The organism is Pseudomonas sp. ADAK21 (assembly GCF_012935735.1).
Lineage (GTDB): Bacteria > Pseudomonadota > Gammaproteobacteria > Pseudomonadales > Pseudomonadaceae > Aquipseudomonas > Aquipseudomonas proteolytica.
Window position 1 is genome coordinate 4,506,483 of the sequence record NZ_CP052857.1, and the last position, 18,047, is coordinate 4,524,529.

Below are 18,047 nucleotides of genomic sequence, written 5' to 3' on the forward strand. Positions count from 1 at the left end.
GTTAGACTACCGCCCCTTTTTTCATGCAGACGTGCCCTGATGGGTCCTTTCGATTGGCTTCCCCAGGCTCCCCTCGAACCCTTGCAGCTGGATTGGCTGCACGGCGTCGAGGTGGCCGTGTTGCGCTTGGACCGCATCGACCCGCTGATCAGCGGCAACAAGTGGTTCAAGCTCACCGGGCACCTGGCCCAGGCGCAACAGGCGGGTGCCAGCGGCATCATCAGCCTGGGCGGCGCCTACTCCAATCACCTGCATGCCCTGGCGGCGGCCGGCAAACGCTTCGGTTTTGCCACCGTCGGCCTGTTGCGTGGGCTCCCGCAAGACACCCCGACTGTTTTCGACCTGCAAGCGTTCGGCATGCACCTGCACTGGTTGGGCTATGGCGGCTACCGCGCGCGCCATGAGCCGGGCTTCTGGTTGCCTTGGCGCGAGCGCTACCCGCACCTGCATCCTGTGCCCGAAGGCGGCGGCGCAATGACCGGGGCGTTGGGTTGTGGCGTGTTGCTGGAGCAGGTACGGACGCAGTTGCACACCCTGGGTTGGGCCGATTACGACGCCTGGTGGCTGGCGGCCGGCACCGGTACCACCCTGGCGGGGTTGGTCCTGGCGGAGGCGGGCGGCCATCCTGTGTTTGGGGCAATGGCGGTACCGGATGATCATGGCGTCGCGCAGAACGTGCAGGCCATTGTGCAGGGCGGGTATGAACTGTTGGATGCCAGCCGTGGCGGTTTTGCCAAGGCCGATCAGCCATTGCTTGAATTTATCGCCACTACCGAACAGGCCTGCGGCCTTCCGTTGGAGCCGCTGTACACCGGCAAGGCGCTGCTGGCGCTCAAGCAGCAGATCGAGGCCGGGCGCTTCGCTCCCGGCACTCGCTTGATCTTTGTGCACACCGGCGGCCTGCAAGGCCGCCGGGGTTTTGCGGATTAACGCTTGGGTAACATGCGCAACACGGTGTTATCGCGCATGAAATAGTGGTGGTACAGACCCGCCGCCGCATGCAGGCCGATCAGCCAGTAGCCGATAGTGCCACCCAGCACGTGCCAGCCTTCGATCTGCTTGGCCAAGTCTTTGTTTTCGCCGATCAGGGGCGGCAACTCAAGGCCGTAGAACGACACTGAATGCCCTGCGGCACTGACGATCAGCCAGCCGAAGATCGGCATGCCGATCATGAACACATACAACGCCACGTGCATCAGCGTCGCCAGCAAGGCTTGCCATTGCGGCGGGGCCGGCAGGATTTTCGGCGCCACGCCCAGGCTGCGGGCAAACAGGCGCAGCCAGACCAGTACAAAGATGGTCAGGCCGAACATGAAGTGCAGTTCTTTGATTAACGTGCGCCCGCCACTGCCTTTGGGGAAAATCCCGCGAAATTCAATGGTGGCGTAGACCACCACCAGCAGCACCAACATCAGCCAGTGCAGGGCGATGGACATCGTACTGTAACGGGACTCGCTGTTTTTCCACGGCATTGCGTCGTTCCTCACTCATCAGGGGCAAACCTCCGTTCTTTGGCGACGGAGTCCCTTCAGCCTAACCCTGTTGTGCAAGGTTTGCCCGAGTGAGGGGCGATGTATTGATCTCGATCAGGCAGCTTGCGGCATTTCACCGCGGGCCAGGCGCTGGTTGATGTCGGCGATCACGCCGGGCAGGTCGGTGATGGTGTCGATCAGGTAGTGCGGGCGCGAGCCGGCGAACAGGGTTTCGATGCGCTTGCGCTCGCTGGCCAGTGTCGCCGGGTCCAGCGCACGGAACTGCTCGTAGGTCAGGCCCAGGGCGTTGCCCGAGCAGGTCAGCGCCACCGTCCACATCCCGGCGCGACGGCCTTCGAGGATGCCCGGCACGGTGTCGTCGATCTTCACGCAGGCCGCCACATCATCGATGCCCAGGGCAATCACGTTGGCCAGGGCCTGGGCGGGCCATGGGCGGCCATTGGGTACTTCGTCGGTGGCGACGACGTGGTCGGCGATGTAGCCGTTGGTGGCAGCCAACTCGACCACCTTGTCCATCACTTGCTTGGGGTAGCCGGAGCAGGAACCGATCTTGATCCCTTGCGCACGCAGTGCGGCGATGGTCTCCAGGGCGCCGGGAATCAGCGCCGAGTGCTCGGCGATCTTCTCGATCTGCAGCGGCATGAAGCGCTCGTAGATGGCGGTCACGTCCGCGTCGGTCGGCGTGCGGCCGAAGGCTTTGCGATAGCGCTCGGCCACTTGCGGCTGATCACACAGGGTGCGGATGTGGTCCCACTTGCCCATGCCCATCGGGCCACGGGCTTCTTCGATGGACACCTGGACGTCGAACTCGGCAAACGCCTCGACAAAAATCTGCGTGGGGGCGAATGAGCCGAAGTCGACCACGGTGCCGGCCCAGTCAAGGATGGCGGCCTGCAGGGTGTTGGGGTTCTGATAGTTCATGGTAAAAATCCTATAGGTAATGGGGCGTACGTTGTAGGAGCGAGCTTGCTCGCGAAAAACCTCAGGGCGCCGCTGTGAAGCAGGCCGCCCGCGTTATCGTTAACGATCTTCGCGAGCAAGCTCGCTCCTACAATTGAATTGGGGGGTTAGATAGCGAGCACTTCCATCTCTTGCAGCGCCTGGGCAATCGCCGCCACTGCCGCTTGCATCTCTGCCTGGTTGACATGGCCGATGCAGCCGACGCGGAAGGTTTCGACCTGGGTCAATTTGCCCGGATACAGAATGAAACCCTTGGCCTTGACCCGCTCGTAGAAGTCCTTGAACTGGTAGCGCGGATCGCTCGGCGCGTGGAAGGTGACGATGATCGGCGCCTGGATCGCGGCGGGCAGGAAGCTGCGCAGGCCCAGTTCGGCCATGCCGTCCAGTAGTGTCTGGCAGTTGGCGGCATAGCGCTGGTGACGGGCCGGCAAGCCACCTTCCTCGTTGTATTGCAGCAGCGCTTCATGCAAGGCGGCCACCACGTGGGTCGGCGGGGTAAAGCGCCATTGGCCGGTCTTGGCCATGTAGGCGTGCTGGTCGAACAGGTCCATGGCCAGGGAATGGCTGTTGCCTTGGGCGGCGGCCAGCGCTTGTTTTTTGGCAAAGACAAAACCCATGCCCGGCACGCCTTCCAGGCATTTGCCGGAAGCGGCAATCAGGGCGTCAAACGGCACCTGGGCCGCGTCGATGGGCAGCGCGCCAAAGGAGCTCATGGCGTCGATGATCAGGCGTTTGCCATGGCGCTGGATGACCTGGGCGATCTCCGGCAGCGGGTTGAGGATGCCGGTGCTGGTTTCGCAGTGGATCAGCGCGACATGGGTGATGGTGCTGTCAGCCTGCAACAGTCGATCCACATCAGCGGCGGTGGTGGGCTGGTCTTCGGCGGTCTCGAAGGTGCTGAACGGGCGGCCGAGCACTTCGCAGATCTTCGCCAGCCGCTTGCCGTAGGCTCCGTTGATCAGCACCAGCACCTTGCCATCCCGTGGCATCAGGGTGCCGATGGCGGCTTCGACGGCGAAGGTGCCGCTGCCCTGCAAGGGCACGCAGTGATGGCTGTCGCCACCGTTGATGATCGCTAGCAGTTGCTCGCAGAGGCTGGCGGTCAATTGGTTGAAGCGGTCATCCCACGAACCCCAGTCAACCATCATGGCCTGACGGGTGCGGGCGGAGGTGGTCAGGGGCCCCGGTGTGAGCAGGATCGGCGCGGCAGTACTCATTCTCATGTCCTCGCAAAGCAGTGGGATGAAGCTACGGGACATAAATTGCAGTTTGGCTTGTCATCAATCAAATTGTTTGTTGTTATGCCAGCCATCAGTGAGGCCGATAGCTATGAATCTTTTTCAACTCCGCGCATTTGACGCCGTGGCCCGGGACGGCAGCTTTACCCGTGCCGCCGCGCGCCTGTTTATCAGTCAGCCGGCCGTGACCGGGCATATCAAGGCGCTGGAAGAGCACTACCAGATCACCCTGCTGCGACGTACCGCACGGCGGGTCGAGTTAACCGAAGAAGGGATCAAGCTGGCGGCCATCACCCGCAGCATCTTCGGCCAGGTGGATGAAGCGCAGGCCCTGCTGGAGGCCAACCGCCAATTGCTCACCGGGCGCCTGGAAGTGGCGGCGGATGGGCCGCATATGGTCATGCCCATGCTGGCAAAGCTGCGTGCGCGGTACCCGGGGATTACCGTCAACCTGCGCCTGGGCAATGCCCAGGAAACCCTGGCGGCGCTGTTGTCCGAGCACGCGGATGTGGCGGTGTTGACGCAAGTGGAGCCACGCAAGGGCGTGCACCTGCAGCCCTTGAACGAGTCACGTATCTGCGCCTTGGTACCGGCTGGCCACCCGTGGCTGGCGGATCCGGCGGGTATCCGCCTGGAGCAGTTGGACCAGGTGATCATGGTGCTGCGCGAGCCCAGCTCCATCACCCGCCGCACCTTCGACGAGGCCTGTGCCAAGGCCGGCGTACAGCCCAAGGTGTTGCTGGAGCTGGACAGCCGCGAAGCGGTGACAGAAGCGGTGGCCGCCGAACTGGGAGTGGGGGTGGTGTCCTCGGTGGAAGTCAGTCGCGATCCACGTGTGCATGCGATTCCCATCCATGGCGAGGGACTGCTGAACCACCATATGCTCGGGTGCATGGAGCGGCGCCGGGAGTTACGTTTGATTCAGGCGTTTTTTGAGCTGGCTTCCCATTGACCTGACGATGGGTCAGGTACGCGTGTTGTGGCAATGGGGCTTTTTGTGGCGAGGGGGCTTGTCCCCCGCTGGGGTGCGCAGCAGCCCCAAACCCTGGCGCAGCAGTCTATCTGATAAAACGCGGCGGTCTTATTGGGGCTGCTGCGCAGCCCAGCGGGGGACGAGCCCCCTCGCCACACAGGTCGGTGATCAGGTATCCAGGCTCTCGCGGACAATCTCCAGAAACGTCGCCACCACCCGTCGCGAGCTTTGTTCTTTCAGGCACACCAGTGTTTCCTTCATGCGCTGGGTGCAGTCGCGGATTGGCATGGCATACACCCGGGAGTCTGCACCGAATTCCGAGGCCGAGACTACGCCCACGCCAATCCCTACCACCACCGCTTCACGGGCGGCCTCGCGGCCTTCCACCTGGATCGCCGGGCGAATGCGCAACCCGGCCTGGTGCATCTCCCGTTCCAGGGTCTGACGGGTCACCGAGCCGGTTTCCCGCAGAACCAGGGGCGTGTCGTCCAGGTCCGCCAGGTCGATGAACTCCCGCCCGGCCCACGGGTGGTTGCGTGCAACAAAGGCCAGCATCGGGTCATCGCGCAGCGGGATTGAGAGCAGGCGTTCATCGTCGACGTCGCGCCCCACCAGCGCCAGGTCAGCCTGATAGTTGTGCAGGCGATACAGCGCATCATCGGTGTTACCTGTCTCGATTTTTACCGTGATCCCCGGATAACGTTCGCAAAACTGCGCGATCTGCGGCAGTACATGCACCGGCGCATCCACGGCCAGGGTCAGGCTGCCGGTCTGCAAGGCCTTGGAGTCTTGCAGCAGCTCCTCGGCCTCGGCGGCGACCACAAACAGGCGCTGGGTGATACTCAGCAGGCGTTCGCCCAGGTCGGTCAGGCGCACGGAGCGCTTGTTGCGATGAAACAACAGCACGCCGAAGCGCTCTTCGAGCTTGCGCACCTGGTCGGAAATGGCCGGCTGGGTCAGGAACAGCCGCTCGCCGGCCAGGGTAAAGCTGCCGTGGACCGCTACCGCATGGAAGGCTTTGAGTTGCGCGTGGGAAACCGACATGGCACGACCTCTTACAAGCTGGGCTTATATTTGAAATACGATAAATCGATTTTACCTATTAGTCAGCCATTGCTTTGATAGCCCCCAGTCGCCGTAGGTTGAGTCCTACAACTTCGGCGATCATGGGTCGTTGCGTGCAACCTTGCAGGACTCATCTGACCAGTACCGGCGCCCAGCGACCCGGTACTGCAGTGCAAAACAATAAAAACACAGGCAATTGCTTTTCGATTCTGCCGGCACACTCACACCTGAGGTCAGAACCACCATGAATATCCCTATGGGTAGTATCAAGCGTTGGCGCGTGCAGATTTTCGCCATCACCTGGCTGGCCTATGCCGCCTTCTATTTCACCCGCAAAGCGTTTTCCGTGGCCAAGTTGGGGATCGTCGACGACCCGAGTTTCCCGCTGGACAAGATGATGATGGCCAACCTGGATGGCCTGTACCTGGCGGCGTATGCCGTTGGCCAGTTCACCTGGGGCATGCTCGCCGACCGCTTCGGCCCCAGGGTGGTGGTGTTGGGAGGGTTGGTGATTTCTGCGGCTGCCGCCTTGGTCATGGGCACGTTCGCCACGTTGCCGATCTTCGTCACGTGCATGTTGATCCAGGGCCTGGCGCAGTCCACTGGCTGGTCGGGGCTGTGCAAGAACCTTGGCAGTTTTTTCCCGGCGCAACAGCGCGGGCGGGTGTTGGGTTTGTGGAGCTCGTGCTATGCGTTTGGCGGGTTGGTGGCATCGCCGTTTGCCGGTTGGTGGGCCTATACCCTGATCGGCAGCTGGCACGCGGCATTTATCTCCAGTGCCGCGGTGGTGGCGTTGGTGGCGGTGCTGTTCTTCATTTTCCAGCGCAATACGCCCCAGGACGTCGGCCTGCCGGAAGTGGAGCCTGAGCCGGCAATGAGCGCCGACGAGCAGGCGGCGGCCAAGAAAATCAGCATCCTTGAGCCGCTGCGCGAGATCTTGCGCAACCGCACGGTGCTGACCTTGGGCCTGGCGTACTTCCTGTTGAAACCGGCGCGCTACGCGATCCTGTTGTGGGGCCCGGTCATCGTCTACGAGCAGATGCCCTCGGTGGGCAAGGTCGGTGCCGCTATTGTGCCCACGGCGTTCGAACTGGCGGGCCTGTTGGGGCCGATCATGATTGGCCTGGCGTCCGACAAACTGTTCGGCGCCCGGCGCATGCCGGCCTGTGTCCTCAGCCTGTTGGCGCTGACGGTGTCGCTGGCGCTGTTCATGGGGGCATTGCATACCGGTAGCGTGCTGTTGGTGATGGCCCTGCTGTTTGTCATGGGCCTGACCCTGTACGGGCCGGACTCGATGATCAGCAGTACGGCGGCGATCGACTTCGGCACGGCCAAGGCAGGTGCGACGGCGGCGGGCTTCGTCAACGGTTGCGGTTCGGTGGGGGCGATTCTCGGTGGCCTGTTGCCGGGCTACTTCGATACGGTGACGGTGTTTATCGTGTTCGCCGGCGCCGCGTTGTTTTCGGCGTTGGTGCTGATGCCCTATTGGAACGCCCGGCCTGCGGTTTTGGCGCAAGTGGGCGACTTTGTGCCGGATCGCTCAGTGGCGATCAAACCCCTGCGCACCTGAGGCACCTGCAACGCTGGCCGGTTTTTTGGTGGAACGAAGGGGTCTTGCCCTATAAACTCTGCGGCCAAAGCGCCGGCCAGTAGACGTCTCGGCGCCACGGATATCAAGAGAGTGAGTCATGGGCGCACAGTGGAAGGTTAAACATAAAGAAGCGGCATCCAATGCCAAGGGCAAGATCTTCGGCAAGCTGGTGAAAGAGATCACCATTGCCGCCCGTAATGGTGCGGACACCGCGACCAACGCCCACCTGCGTCTGGTGGTCGAACAGGCCAAAAAGGCCTCGATGCCCAAGGAAACCCTGGAACGCGCGATCAAGAAAGGCGCGGGCCTGCTGGGCGAGACCGTGCAGTACCATCGCGTGACCTACGAAGGGTTTGCCCCGCACCAGGTACCGTTGATCGTCGAATGTGTGACCGACAACATCAACCGCACCGTGGCGGAAATCCGCGTGGCATTTCGCAAGGGGCAACTGGGGGCTTCGGGCTCCGTGGCCTGGGACTTCAACCATGTGGGGTTGATCGAGGCCTCGCCGGATACCCCGGATGCCGACCCGGAAATGGCCGCCATCGAAGCCGGCGCCCAGGACTTTGAAGAAGGTGAAGAAGAGGGCACGACCCTGTTCATTACCGAGACCACGGACCTGGATGCGGTACAGAAAGCTTTGCCGGAGCAGGGGTTTACCGTGTTGTCGGCCAAGTTGGGCTACATCTCGAAAAACCCGGTCAGCGGCTTGAGCGACGAGCAGATGGCGGAAGTCGAAGCGTTCCTCGAAGGCCTCGACAACCATGACGATGTGCAAGATATGTTCGTCGGCCTGGCGGGCTGACACCGGCCTTTAATCATGGACGCGGGCTAGTGTGGGAGCGGGCTTGCCCGCGATAGCGGTCGGTCAGTTACACCGCTATCGCGGGCAAGCCCGCTCCCACATGTGCATGGCGTTTCAGAGGGAGGACAGCAGTGTCTCGATCTCTTGGAACGCCGGACGCGTGAGCACCTGCGGCTGGCAGCAACTGTCACGCAGCGCCTCCAGCACTTGGCGCTGTTCATCGCTCAAGCCTTCGTCAATGCGCTCCAGCAACTCCCCCAGCAACACCCCGAACGCGCGCACTTCAATGCGCTGCAACGCCCTGGTTTCCAAGGTGTCTGCCGTGGCGTGGAACGATGCCGCGCCAAAGTCCCCGAGCAAGCAATCACCCTCGGCATTGCACAGGATATTGTGGCCATACAGGTCGCCATGGGTAATGCCGTGCCGGTGCAGATGCGCCGCTACGCAGGCGATGCCGCGCGCCATGCGCAATGCCACTTCCAGGCTGAAACGGGTGGCAGGGTCGTAGACGTCCCGGGTGCAGGACGCCAGGCTGGGCAGATCGGCGAGGTTGCGGTAGCTCGGGTCGATCAGGTCCATCACCAGGGCGGCCTGTTCAGTGGGGTGGCCGATCACGCGGCCTTGCACCTTGATCAGGTTGGGATGCAGCCCGGCGGCAATGCAGGCCTGCATTTCGTGCAGCGGCGAACCGTCGCTGGTGATGGTGCCCTTATAGAGCTTGACGGCCACAGGTGCACCCGATGTTCCCCTGAGCGCCTTGCGAATCACCCCTGACGCGCCTTCGCCCAATATTTCGCCCAGTTGCAGTTCAGCCCAGGGAATATTCGGCGTCGCCTCATCATTTACCAGGTCCACCGCGCTTTCCACCGGGTTGCCGGCATAGGCCAGCCAGGTCAGGCGCGGCAGCGTCAGCAGCCATTGTGGCAATTGCGTCAAGCGGTTGGAGGCGATGCGCAGTAGCTCGAGGTTGTGGCACTGGGCCAAGCTCGCCGGCAGTTGCTCCAGGCGGTTGCCCGCCAGCATGAGCTTCTGTAGCAGGGGCCGCTCACCGAGTGCGTCCGGCAAGTGGCTGATGCGGTTATCGGTGAGGATCAACCAGCGCAACTGCGACGGCAGCGCGGCGGCGGGCACATGCTCGATCTGGTTGGCCTTGAAGCCGACCATGCTCAATTGCTGGCATTGGCCCAGGCACGCTGGCAGTTCGGTGAAGGCGTTGTCCGAGCAAAACAGCACACGCAGGTGGGGCAGGCGGTGCAAGTCGTCCGGCAGGCTGCTCAGGGCGTTGCCGCTCAGGTTGAGGATTTCCAGGGAGTCGGCCAGGTCGAAGATTTCCCGGGGGAACTGCGTCAGGCCGCAGGACAGGTCCAGGCGCTTGATGCCAGCCAGTTGGCCAGCCTTGAGTTGGGCAAGGGTATCCATGAACAGCTTCGGTCACTCGACAAGGGCAAAGGCGCTCATGATAGCGACTTGAGCGCCGGCGAGCTGACTTGTTCCAGCTGGCCCAGGCGGCTGCGGGTGCGGGCTAGGTCAATCGCCTGACCTTGCAGGGCCGTATCCAGTGGCTGTTGGCCCAGCAGTGTGAGGTGCTTGTCCTGGTCGTACAGCACGTCGATCAGGTTGATAAACCGCTGTTGCACGGCAATCGGGCAGTCGTCCAACCGGGGCAGGCCGTCGATGATCCAGTGGTCGAAGTCCTCGCACAGCAGCAGGTAATCCATCACGGCGGTGGGCTGTTCACACAGGTCCTCGAAGGCCACGGCCAGGCTGCGTGCCTGTTGCCAGCGCACCCGCAGTTGCCGCGAGCCGACCGTCAGCGCCAGGGGCGGGCCATCGGTCGCGGGCAGCCCCAGTTCACGGCGCTGGGCCGGGGTGCCGGGCCACACGTATTGGCCGTGGGTGAAACGCTGCTGCCGGTGGTTTTGCGCCAAGCCGCGGTAGTCCTGGGGCGCGCTGACTTCCATGACGTCCATGCGCGCGCTGATCAGGTCGATCGCCGGCTTGAAGCGCTGGTGGTACAGCGGGTTGGGCAGCAAGCCTTGTGGCGGGTAGTTGGAGGTGACCAGCACCAGGATGCCGCGTTGGAACAGGGCCTTGAACAGCCGGGTGATCAACATCGCATCGCCGATGTCATGCACATGGAACTCGTCGAAACACAGCACCCGGCAGCCGTCTAGCAGTTGGTCCAAGGTCGCGCCCAGGGCATCGGCCTGCTGGCGGTGGGCAAACATGCCCCGGTGCAGGCGGGCGAAAAAGTCATGGAAATGCACGCGCTGTTTGCCGGGCAGCGCCAAGGCCTGGAAAAAACCGTCGAGTAACCAACTTTTGCCGCGGCCTACGGCGCCATGCAGGTACAGGCTGCGGGCCGGGCGGTTGGCTAACAATTGTGCGGTTTGCCGGGCCATGGCATCGATCACCCGCAACTGGCTGGGGCTGAGGGTGTAGCCCTGCTGCCGGGCCTTGTCCGCGAAGAACCGGTGAATGGCTGGCGCGCTATCGGTGGCGGTCTTTTTGCCCAGCAACCGTTTGAGCAAGGTCAGGCGACGGGGGCGGTTATCGTGAAAGGGCATGGCGTTGGCGTCCTAGAACCGTGTGGTTTGCTTGAGCAAGCGCGTGGTCGGTTCGTCCTCTGGGCTGACCATCGCGTAGTTGTAGCCGGGGCTGGACCAGTATTGGGCCTGGAGCCCGTCGGCACTGCGGCTGCCCCGTGGCAGCAAGGTGTTCTGCGGGCCTGGTGGGCGAATATAGAAACTGATGCGCCGGCCTTGTGGGTTCTCGTAGAGCACCATCGCCGCTGCGCCTTGGTCCGTGGTGAGCAGGCGCCCGCTGACTGGGTTGAAGCCGGCCTGGCTCAGGTCTGGCAGGCGATGGGCCTGGGCGAAGTAGCGGTCGAGCCAGGCTTGCATATCGCCGTTGTCGTGGACCTGATAGTCGGCGGGCATGATCTGGTCTTGGGCGAACAGGCGATAGGCCTGCAGGGCATCGGTCATCGGCAGTGCCGTGGTGATAAGCGTGGCCTGCCGCGCTTGCCAGCCCCCCAAGCCACCGAGCCCGACCGCGAGCAACAGCACGGCCGCGCTGGCGAATCGACGGCGCGCGTGGCGCTTGAGGCGCTGGCGAATCAGCGCCGGGTCCAGATCGGGGTTGGCCGTAGGCTGGGCGCCAAGGGCCGCGCGCAGGTGCTGGGCATCCTGCTGCCAGGCGTGGACCTGGGCCGCGACCTCGGGGTGCGCGGCGAGCCAGATGTCCAGTTGGCCTCGATCAGGCTCCGTAAGCTGGTGATCGACGTAAGCGTGCAGGTCGCGCTCGCTGGGGGGCAGGCTGATCATTTGAGTCTCCGCAGGGAAGGGCTGGTGATGTCACCGTCGCTGAGTTGGCGCAAGGCCTGGCGCGCGCGGGACAGGCGAGACATCACGGTGCCGATGGGCACCTCAAGAATGTGGGCGACTTCCTTGTAGCTCAAGCCTTCCACCGAAACCCACAGCAGCAGGGCGCGTTGCTCGCTCGTCAATTGGTCAAAGGCTTTCAGGGTCGTCTGGGCGATCACTGTGCGTTCGGCGGACGGCTGCGCGTCATCGCGGCCGGTAAAGAACTCCAGCATTCGCGCGTAGCGCCGGGAGCGGCGGTGTGCATCGAGGAATTGCCGGTAGAGGATCGAGAACAGCCAGGCCCGCAAGTCACCGTCTACGCGTTTGTCGCGCCAATGGACGATGGCCCGCTCAAGGCTGGCCTGCACCAGGTCGTCAGCGCTGCTGGCGTTGCGTGTCAGGGAGACGGCGAAGCGCCGCAGCCTGGGGAGTAGCTCACGCAACTGTTCGTCGAGTTCATGCATGGATGGCCTGCGGCGCGTGTGTGGCAATGGGCTGTGCTCAGGGAGACGCTAGCCAGCGATGGATATTCCATTCGTAGGAAAAATAAATCCAGTGAATGGCCTCGTTCCCTATCGTTTGTAGCCTCTCGCAAGTCTGTAATGTCGTGTCAGTTCCTCAATCAAGCGCCCTGACTGCCCGGTCACTGTGGGGCAGGAGCCAGATGAGGAGTAAGCCTATGATGTCGGCAACAGCAACGAGTAGTGGGTTTGTCAGTACCAGGGCGCTAGGTCATTTGCCGGCCCAGCAACGCGATACCCTCCAGGCCTGGGGATGCGGTGCGGTCAGCCCACTGCCGTACACCTCTATACACCAGGCCTTTGAGGCACACGCGGCGGCAGCGCCCGAGGCGATAGCCGCCCGCTGGCTGGACCAGAGCATCAGCTATCGGCAGTTGAATCGCCAAGCCAATCGGCTGGCGGCGTACCTGATCGAACAGGGGGTTGTGCCGGGCGACAGTGTGGCACTGTTTGTCGAACGCTCGATCCCCATGCTGGTGGGGATGCTCGCGGTGCTGAAGGTCGGTGCTGCGTATGTGCCCCAGGACGCCCGAATTACCCCGCCGGCCCAGCTGGCGATGATCCTTGAGTCGTTGTCGAGCCAGGTGGTGCTGACATTGTCGGGGTTCAAGGATCGCCTGCCGCTGGCAGCGGATCAGCCGTGCGTGTGCCTGGATGAGTTTCTCGCGCAGGCGCCGTGCCTGGCGGAGGAAGCAGACCAGAACGTCGTTGTGCCCCGCCCCGGCGACTTGTGTTTTGTATTGTTTACCTCTGGTACCACGGGTCGGCCCAACGGGGTGCAGGTGACCCATCGCAATGTGTGCAACGTGCTGCTGACGGCGCCGGGAAACCTGGGCATGAAGCCGGGCATGAAGCCGGGCATGATCGTCGGGCAGATTCTCAACATTGCATTCGACATGGCCGCCTGGGAAATTCTCGGCTGCCTGGCCCACGGCGCAACATTGCATATCCGCACCCAGGATATCGGGCAGACGGCGCGCCTTTGCCAGGTGCTGATCGCAACGCCTTCAATCCTTGGCACCCTGGACTCCCAACAGTGCCCCGACCTTGAGACGGTAGCCGTGGCGGGTGAGCCGTGCCCACAGGCACTGGCGGACCGATGGGCGGCCCATTGTGTGTTCTACAACGGCTGCGGGCCTACCGAAACCACCATCGTCAACACGCTGCATCGGCACACGCCGGGGGCACCCTTGACCATCGGCACGCCTACGCCCAACAACACAGTGTATGTGCTGGATGAACACGGGCGGGCCTGCGCGCCAGGGGCGGTCGGTGAGATGTGGGCCGGGGGCGACGGGGTGACGGCGGGTTATCTGAACAACCCGCTATTGACCGCGCAACGTTATTGCCCAGATCCGTTCCTGGGGGCGGGCCGCATGATGTTTCGCACACGGGACCTGGGACGCTGGACCGACAGCGGGGCCCTGGAACATCTGGGGCGAGTGGACGATCAGGTCAAGGTGCGTGGTTTTCGCGTGGAGTTGGATGCGGTTTCAAGCACTTTGGAGGCGTGTGGGGCGTGTAGCCGGGCGGTGACGCTGAAGTTCGACAGTCAGCACCTTGTGGCGTTTGTGACGCCGGCCAGTGCGAATGTTCCGGCTGCCAGGCAGTACTGCGCGCAGCGGTTGGCCTACTACTGCGTTCCCGCGTTGATCTTTGCTGTGGAGAATCTGCCGCTGACGGCGCGCGGCAAGATCGACAAGACCTTGCTGCTGCAATGGGCGCGCGACAGCGTCGAGGGGCAGCAACTCGCCCTGCAAGCAGGTGGCCGCCCATGATTGACAGGTTGATGGAAATACCATTGCCTGCACGGCCTGGTGGGTGGCGACGTTGGTCTGGTGCGCCGCTGTTTTCTCATTACAACCGGCTGGTAGCGCTGGTGCTGGTGGCCAACGGTTGGTTTGCGCTGGCCAGCCTGCAGCTGCCTGTTGTGGATGTGCAGGTGGTGTCGCAACTGGTGATGTTCAACCTGGCCCTGGCGATTCTGGTGCGCCAGCAGTACGTGATCAACGGGTTGTTCTGGCTGGCGACGCGGATCCCCGTGACGTGGCCGCTGTGCATCCGTCGCCATGCGGCCAAGGTCTATCACCTGGGGGGGCTGCACAGCGGTGGCGCGGTGGCGGCGACGTTGTGGTTCGCGTTGCTGGTCGGCAGCCAGGGATGGCGTTACCTGCAACAGCCCCACAGCGTTTCGGCGGCGTGGTTGCTGGTCAGTGGGGCATTGTTGGGGATGTTGGTGCTGATGGTGGTGATGGCGCAGCCGTGGATTCGCGGTCGCTTCCATAACGGCTTCGAGCGCGTGCATCGGTTTGCAGGGTGGGCAGCCTTGTTGCTGTTCTGGGCGCAGACGCTGATGGCGGTACCCCAGGGCAGGCTGCTGCATGCCATGGAGTTCTGGGTGTTGCTCCTGCTGAGCCTGAGTATTGCCCTGCCTTGGTTGCGCCTGCGCAGGGTGGCGGTCAGTCATCACCGACCGTCCGACCATGCAATAGTGACCCGCCTGTGCCACACCACGCCGTTTGCCGGCTCGTCCACTGCAATCAGTCTCCAGCCGCTGCTGGAGTGGCATTCGTTTGCCAATATCCCAGCTCCGGGCCAGCCGGGTTTTCGCCTGATTATTTCCCGGGCCGGGGATTGGACGGGGCGCTATATCGACCGCTTGCCATCGCATGTGTGGGTCAAGGGGATTACTACCGCGGGCGTGGCCAACGTCGAGACCTTGTTCAAGTCGGTGGTGTACATCGCCACAGGGAGTGGCATCGGCCCGGTGATGCCGCATTTGCTGGCGGCGCAGGTACCGATCCAACTGGTGTGGTCCACCCGCAGCCCCGCCAAGACCTTTGGCGCGCAATTAGTCGCGGAAATTGTGCGGGCACAACCCGATGCGGTGATCTGGGACACCGATGTGCGGGGCAAGCCGGATCTGGTGCAGTTGGCCTACGCTGCCGTGCAAGCCGCAGGGGCCGAAGCGGTGATCTGCATTGCCAACCAGGCCTTGACCCGCCGGGTGGTTGAAGAGATGGAAGCCCGGGGCATACCGGCCTACGGCGCGATCTGGGATTCCTGAGCAACGGTTTGGCACGCCGCCCCGCCAACAGGGGTGGGATGAGTCCGAGAAATAGGACTACTTGTCACTTGTTCTGAAAATACCTACAGCTTCAGGGGAATAAGCCTGCGTCAGCAGCGTCTTATTGCACCTTCCCCTGTGGCCGTGGGCCTCGGAGCATTTCATGGTAGATCACTCATCACCGTCACGTCGGCCGTTGGGGCGTGCAAGCCTGCTGCTGCGCCTGGCCGCTATCGGTGTGGTTGTCGGCGCAGTGGCGGGAGCCTTTGCCTACGTCAATGGCACACTCGACCCACAACGTTTGCGGCCCAAGACTCTGGTCAATGCGCTGGAAACCAACAACGGCGTTCACCCCGGCTACCGACGCAACCATTCCAAGGGCGTGTGTGTCGCGGGCTATTTTGAGAGCGGTCCTGCGGCGCGTGCGTATTCCAGTGCGCAAGTGTTCCACGAGGCACGCACTCCGGTGATCGGGCGTTTCGCCTTGCCCAGCGGCAACCCGTATGCCCCCGACAGCAGTGTGCCGATCCGTAGCCTGGCCTTGCAGTTCAGCCAGGCCAACGGCCAGCAGTGGCGCACCGGGATGAACAGCATGCCGGTGTTCCCGGTGGGCACGCCCGAGGCGTTCTACCAGATGCTCAAGGCGGGCGCTCCGGACCCGGCGACCGGCAAGCCGAACCCGGCCAGCATGCCGGCATTTTTTGCCAGCCATCCCGAGGCTGCCCCGTTTCTGGCATGGGTCAAGACCGCCAAGCCTTCGGCCAGTTATGCCACCGAGTCCTACTACGGCATCAATGGGTTTTACCTGATCAACGCCAATGGCCAGCGCCAGGCCGTGCGCTGGGGCGTGGTGCCAATCAGCCAGGACACAAAGGAGGCGGCGGCGCCTGCGGGGGCGGATTTCTTGCAACAGGACCTGGAACAACGCTTGCTCGCCGGCCCCGTGCGCTGGCAATTGCTGATCACCCTGGCCAACCCCGCCGACCCCGTGGATGACGCCAGCAAAGTGTGGGCTGGCGAGCATACGGTGCTCAATGCCGGCACGCTGGTGCTCGACAGCAGCCAGCCGCAACTGAGCGGCGATTGTCGTGATATCAATTTTGATCCGCTGATCCTGCCGAGTGGCATTGAAGCGTCCAACGATCCGCTGCTGGCGGCGCGTTCTGCCGCCTATGCCAGTTCGTATCTGCGGCGTACCGGTGAAGTCAGCCAACTGCACAACGCGGTTCAGGAGTCGAAGCCATGAATGCCCCATCCCGGTTTTTTACCCCGCTGGCGCGCTTGCTGCACTGGCTGATGGCATTGATGGTCATCGCCATGCTGTTTATCGGTGCCGGCATGGTGGCGTCGGTTTCTCAACGGCATGAGTGGCTGCTGCACCTGCACAAGCCTTTGGGTATTGCGATTCTGGCGTTGGTGATCGTGCGCCTGGGGGTGCGTTTTTCTACGCGTCAGCCGCCGTTGCCTTCTGATTTGCCACTGTGGCAGGTGCTGGCGGCCAAGGCGTCTCATCTGCTGCTGTATGGCTTGATGCTGGTGTTGCCGCTGCTGGGTTGGGCGATGATTTCGGCGGCGGGCGACCCGGTGATGCTCTCCAGCACCGTGCAGTTGCCGGCGTGGGTGCCGGCCAATGCCCAATTGTTTGCGGTGTTGCGCAAGGCCCACGGGTACCTCGCCTATTTACTGTTTCTGACGGTGCTGCTGCATTTGGCGGCGGCGTTGTTTCATGGCTGGGTACGTCGTGATGGCGTGTTGCAAAGCATGCTGGGCAAGGACTGAGCACCGAGGGTAAACCGCCAGTAAACCAGGGCCAACAGGTTGATGGCAGCGCCAAGGGCGCACACGCCGAGCCAACCGGCCCAGGCGTACATCATCGTGGCCATGACCGAGCCCAGGGCGCTGCCTGCCGAGTAGAACAGCATGTAGGCGGCCACCAGCCTGCTCTGGGCATCGGGGCGCACGCTGTAGATCAGGCTTTGGCTGGTGACATGCACGGCTTGCAGGCCGAGGTCGAAGGTAATCACACCGAGCAATAACGCCCATAACGAGGACTGGGTGAAGGCGATGGCCAGCCACGACAGCAGCATCAGCATCAAGGCTGCACCGCTGGTCCACTGGGCGCGGCCTCGGTCGGCCAGGCGCCCGGCATGGGCCGCACCCAGCGCGCCGGCGGCACCAGCAAGGCCGAATAGGCCGATCTGGGTGTGGGACAACGACAATGGCGGGGTGCTCAGCGGCAACACCAAAGGCGTCCAGAGCACGGTGCCGGCGGCAAACGTCAGCAACGCCAGCACTGCACGATCCCGCAGGACTTTTTCCTCGCGCAACAGGCTGAACACCGAGCGTAGCAATTGTCCGTAGGAATCCTGCGTACGAGGCTGTTCGGCGGCGGGCAACACACGCCACAGCAACAGTGCCATCAGCAGCGTCAGGCCGGCCGACAACAGGTACACCGAACGCCAGCCGGCCAGGTCCGCCATGATCCCGGATACCGTGCGCGCCAGCAGCAGGCCGACCACGATGCCACTGGTCACCAGGCCGACCACGTGCCCCCGTTGCTCGGGCTGTGCCAGGTGGGCGGCATAGGCCACTAACACCTGGGCCACCACGGCGAGCAGGCCCGTCAGCAGCAGGCCCGCCAGGAACCACGGGCCGCTGCTGGACAGCGCGACCAGCAGAACCGCACAGGTCGAGAGCAACAACTGGCTGACAATCAAGTGGCGGCGATTGAGCAGGTCTCCCAGTGGCACCAGCAATAACAGGCCGATGCCATAACCGACCTGGGTCAGGCTGATGACGATGCCGACGGTGGCCGGGTCCATGGCGAACGTGCTGGCCATGGCATCGAGCAGGGGTTGGGCGTAATAGACATTCGCCACCGATAACCCACAGGCAATGGCGAACAGCAGCACGACCGCGCCGCTCAAGGGGGATTTTGGCATGTTGGATGCTCGTTATGGTTTTGAAAT

Annotated in this window: 17 protein-coding genes and 1 pseudogene; 8 read left to right on the forward strand and 10 right to left on the reverse strand. The window is 63.1% G+C overall.

Annotated elements, in window-relative coordinates; translation table 11 throughout:
* The first annotated feature begins 39 nt into the window (after positions 1–39).
* Positions 40–930 (forward strand): 1-aminocyclopropane-1-carboxylate deaminase/D-cysteine desulfhydrase, encoded by an 891-nt coding sequence (locus tag HKK57_RS20465; RefSeq protein WP_169390650.1) that lies wholly within the window; start codon positions 40–42, stop codon positions 928–930.
* Here the strand turns inward: HKK57_RS20465 and HKK57_RS20470 are convergent.
* The 4 genes and pseudogenes from HKK57_RS20470 to HKK57_RS20480 all read right to left on the reverse strand — a co-directional run bounded on the left by HKK57_RS20470 (position 927) and on the right by HKK57_RS20480 (position 3,670).
* Positions 927–1,472, reverse strand: coding sequence for a cytochrome b (locus tag HKK57_RS20470; protein ID WP_029298399.1), 546 nt, complete (start codon positions 1,470–1,472; stop codon positions 927–929). The genes HKK57_RS20465 and HKK57_RS20470 overlap by 4 nt on opposite strands.
* A 114-nt stretch (positions 1,473–1,586) precedes the next feature.
* On the reverse strand, positions 1,587–2,414 hold the full coding sequence (gene phnX / locus HKK57_RS20475; protein WP_029298397.1) for a phosphonoacetaldehyde hydrolase: 828 nt from the start codon (positions 2,412–2,414) through the stop codon (positions 1,587–1,589).
* A 17-nt stretch (positions 2,415–2,431) separates the two neighbouring features.
* Positions 2,432–2,533, reverse strand: a pseudogene (locus tag HKK57_RS27075) (outer membrane lipoprotein carrier protein LolA); the annotation flags it as partial.
* Between the two features lie 27 nt (positions 2,534–2,560).
* Positions 2,561–3,670, reverse strand: a complete 1,110-nt coding sequence (locus tag HKK57_RS20480; RefSeq protein WP_169390651.1) for a 2-aminoethylphosphonate--pyruvate transaminase — start codon at positions 3,668–3,670, stop codon at positions 2,561–2,563.
* Between the two features lie 112 nt (positions 3,671–3,782).
* On the opposite strand from HKK57_RS20480, the gene HKK57_RS20485 reads away from it, so the two are divergent.
* Entirely contained in the window at positions 3,783–4,643 is an 861-nt protein-coding gene (locus HKK57_RS20485; protein WP_104910414.1) for a LysR substrate-binding domain-containing protein, read from the forward strand.
* A gap of 189 nt (positions 4,644–4,832) precedes the next feature.
* Here HKK57_RS20485 and HKK57_RS20490 read toward each other — a convergent pair whose 3' ends face one another.
* Positions 4,833–5,708, reverse strand: coding sequence for a LysR substrate-binding domain-containing protein (locus HKK57_RS20490; protein ID WP_070995494.1), 876 nt, complete (start codon positions 5,706–5,708; stop codon positions 4,833–4,835).
* Between the two features lie 265 nt (positions 5,709–5,973).
* On the opposite strand from HKK57_RS20490, the gene HKK57_RS20495 reads away from it, so the two are divergent.
* The gene (locus HKK57_RS20495; protein ID WP_029298389.1) at positions 5,974–7,299 is read left to right on the forward strand and encodes an MFS transporter; all 1,326 of its coding nucleotides are present in this window, start codon (positions 5,974–5,976) and stop codon (positions 7,297–7,299) included.
* A 118-nt stretch (positions 7,300–7,417) separates the two neighbouring features.
* A complete protein-coding gene (locus HKK57_RS20500; protein ID WP_029298387.1) occupies positions 7,418–8,125 on the forward strand; it encodes a YebC/PmpR family DNA-binding transcriptional regulator in 708 nt (235 codons plus the stop codon).
* Between the two features lie 114 nt (positions 8,126–8,239).
* On the opposite strand, the gene HKK57_RS20505 is transcribed toward HKK57_RS20500, so the two are convergent.
* Genes HKK57_RS20505 through HKK57_RS20520 form a run of 4 tightly spaced genes read right to left on the reverse strand, consistent with a single transcriptional unit; the run spans position 8,240 to position 11,954 of the window.
* Positions 8,240–9,544 (reverse strand): leucine-rich repeat-containing protein kinase family protein, encoded by a 1,305-nt coding sequence (locus HKK57_RS20505; RefSeq protein ID WP_169390652.1) that lies wholly within the window; start codon positions 9,542–9,544, stop codon positions 8,240–8,242.
* 35 nt (positions 9,545–9,579) lie between these two features.
* Positions 9,580–10,692, reverse strand: coding sequence for a cell division protein ZapE (gene zapE / locus HKK57_RS20510; protein ID WP_169390653.1), 1,113 nt, complete (start codon positions 10,690–10,692; stop codon positions 9,580–9,582).
* 12 nt (positions 10,693–10,704) lie between these two features.
* Positions 10,705–11,451, reverse strand: coding sequence for an anti-sigma factor family protein (locus HKK57_RS20515; RefSeq protein ID WP_169390654.1), 747 nt, complete (start codon positions 11,449–11,451; stop codon positions 10,705–10,707).
* Positions 11,448–11,954, reverse strand: a complete 507-nt coding sequence (locus HKK57_RS20520) for a sigma-70 family RNA polymerase sigma factor (protein ID WP_169390655.1) — start codon at positions 11,952–11,954, stop codon at positions 11,448–11,450. Before HKK57_RS20520 ends, HKK57_RS20515 begins: the two co-directional genes overlap by 4 nt.
* A 218-nt stretch (positions 11,955–12,172) precedes the next feature.
* Here HKK57_RS20520 and HKK57_RS20525 point away from each other — a divergent pair, with 218 nt between their 5' ends.
* From HKK57_RS20525 to HKK57_RS20540, 4 genes are all read left to right on the forward strand, one after another.
* Entirely contained in the window at positions 12,173–13,789 is a 1,617-nt protein-coding gene (locus HKK57_RS20525; RefSeq protein ID WP_169391224.1) for an amino acid adenylation domain-containing protein, read from the forward strand.
* Positions 13,786–15,078 (forward strand): hypothetical protein, encoded by a 1,293-nt coding sequence (locus tag HKK57_RS20530; protein ID WP_178121975.1) that lies wholly within the window; start codon positions 13,786–13,788, stop codon positions 15,076–15,078. Before HKK57_RS20525 ends, HKK57_RS20530 begins: the two co-directional genes overlap by 4 nt.
* Positions 15,079–15,241: 163 nt before the next feature.
* Positions 15,242–16,324, forward strand: a complete 1,083-nt coding sequence (locus tag HKK57_RS20535; protein WP_169390657.1) for a catalase family peroxidase — start codon at positions 15,242–15,244, stop codon at positions 16,322–16,324.
* Entirely contained in the window at positions 16,321–16,857 is a 537-nt protein-coding gene (locus HKK57_RS20540) for a cytochrome b (RefSeq protein WP_070995488.1), read from the forward strand. Before HKK57_RS20535 ends, HKK57_RS20540 begins: the two co-directional genes overlap by 4 nt.
* Here the strand turns inward: HKK57_RS20540 and HKK57_RS20545 are convergent.
* Entirely contained in the window at positions 16,803–18,020 is a 1,218-nt protein-coding gene (locus tag HKK57_RS20545) for an MFS transporter (protein WP_169390658.1), read from the reverse strand. The genes HKK57_RS20540 and HKK57_RS20545 overlap by 55 nt on opposite strands.
* Positions 18,021–18,047 lie beyond the last annotated feature (27 nt).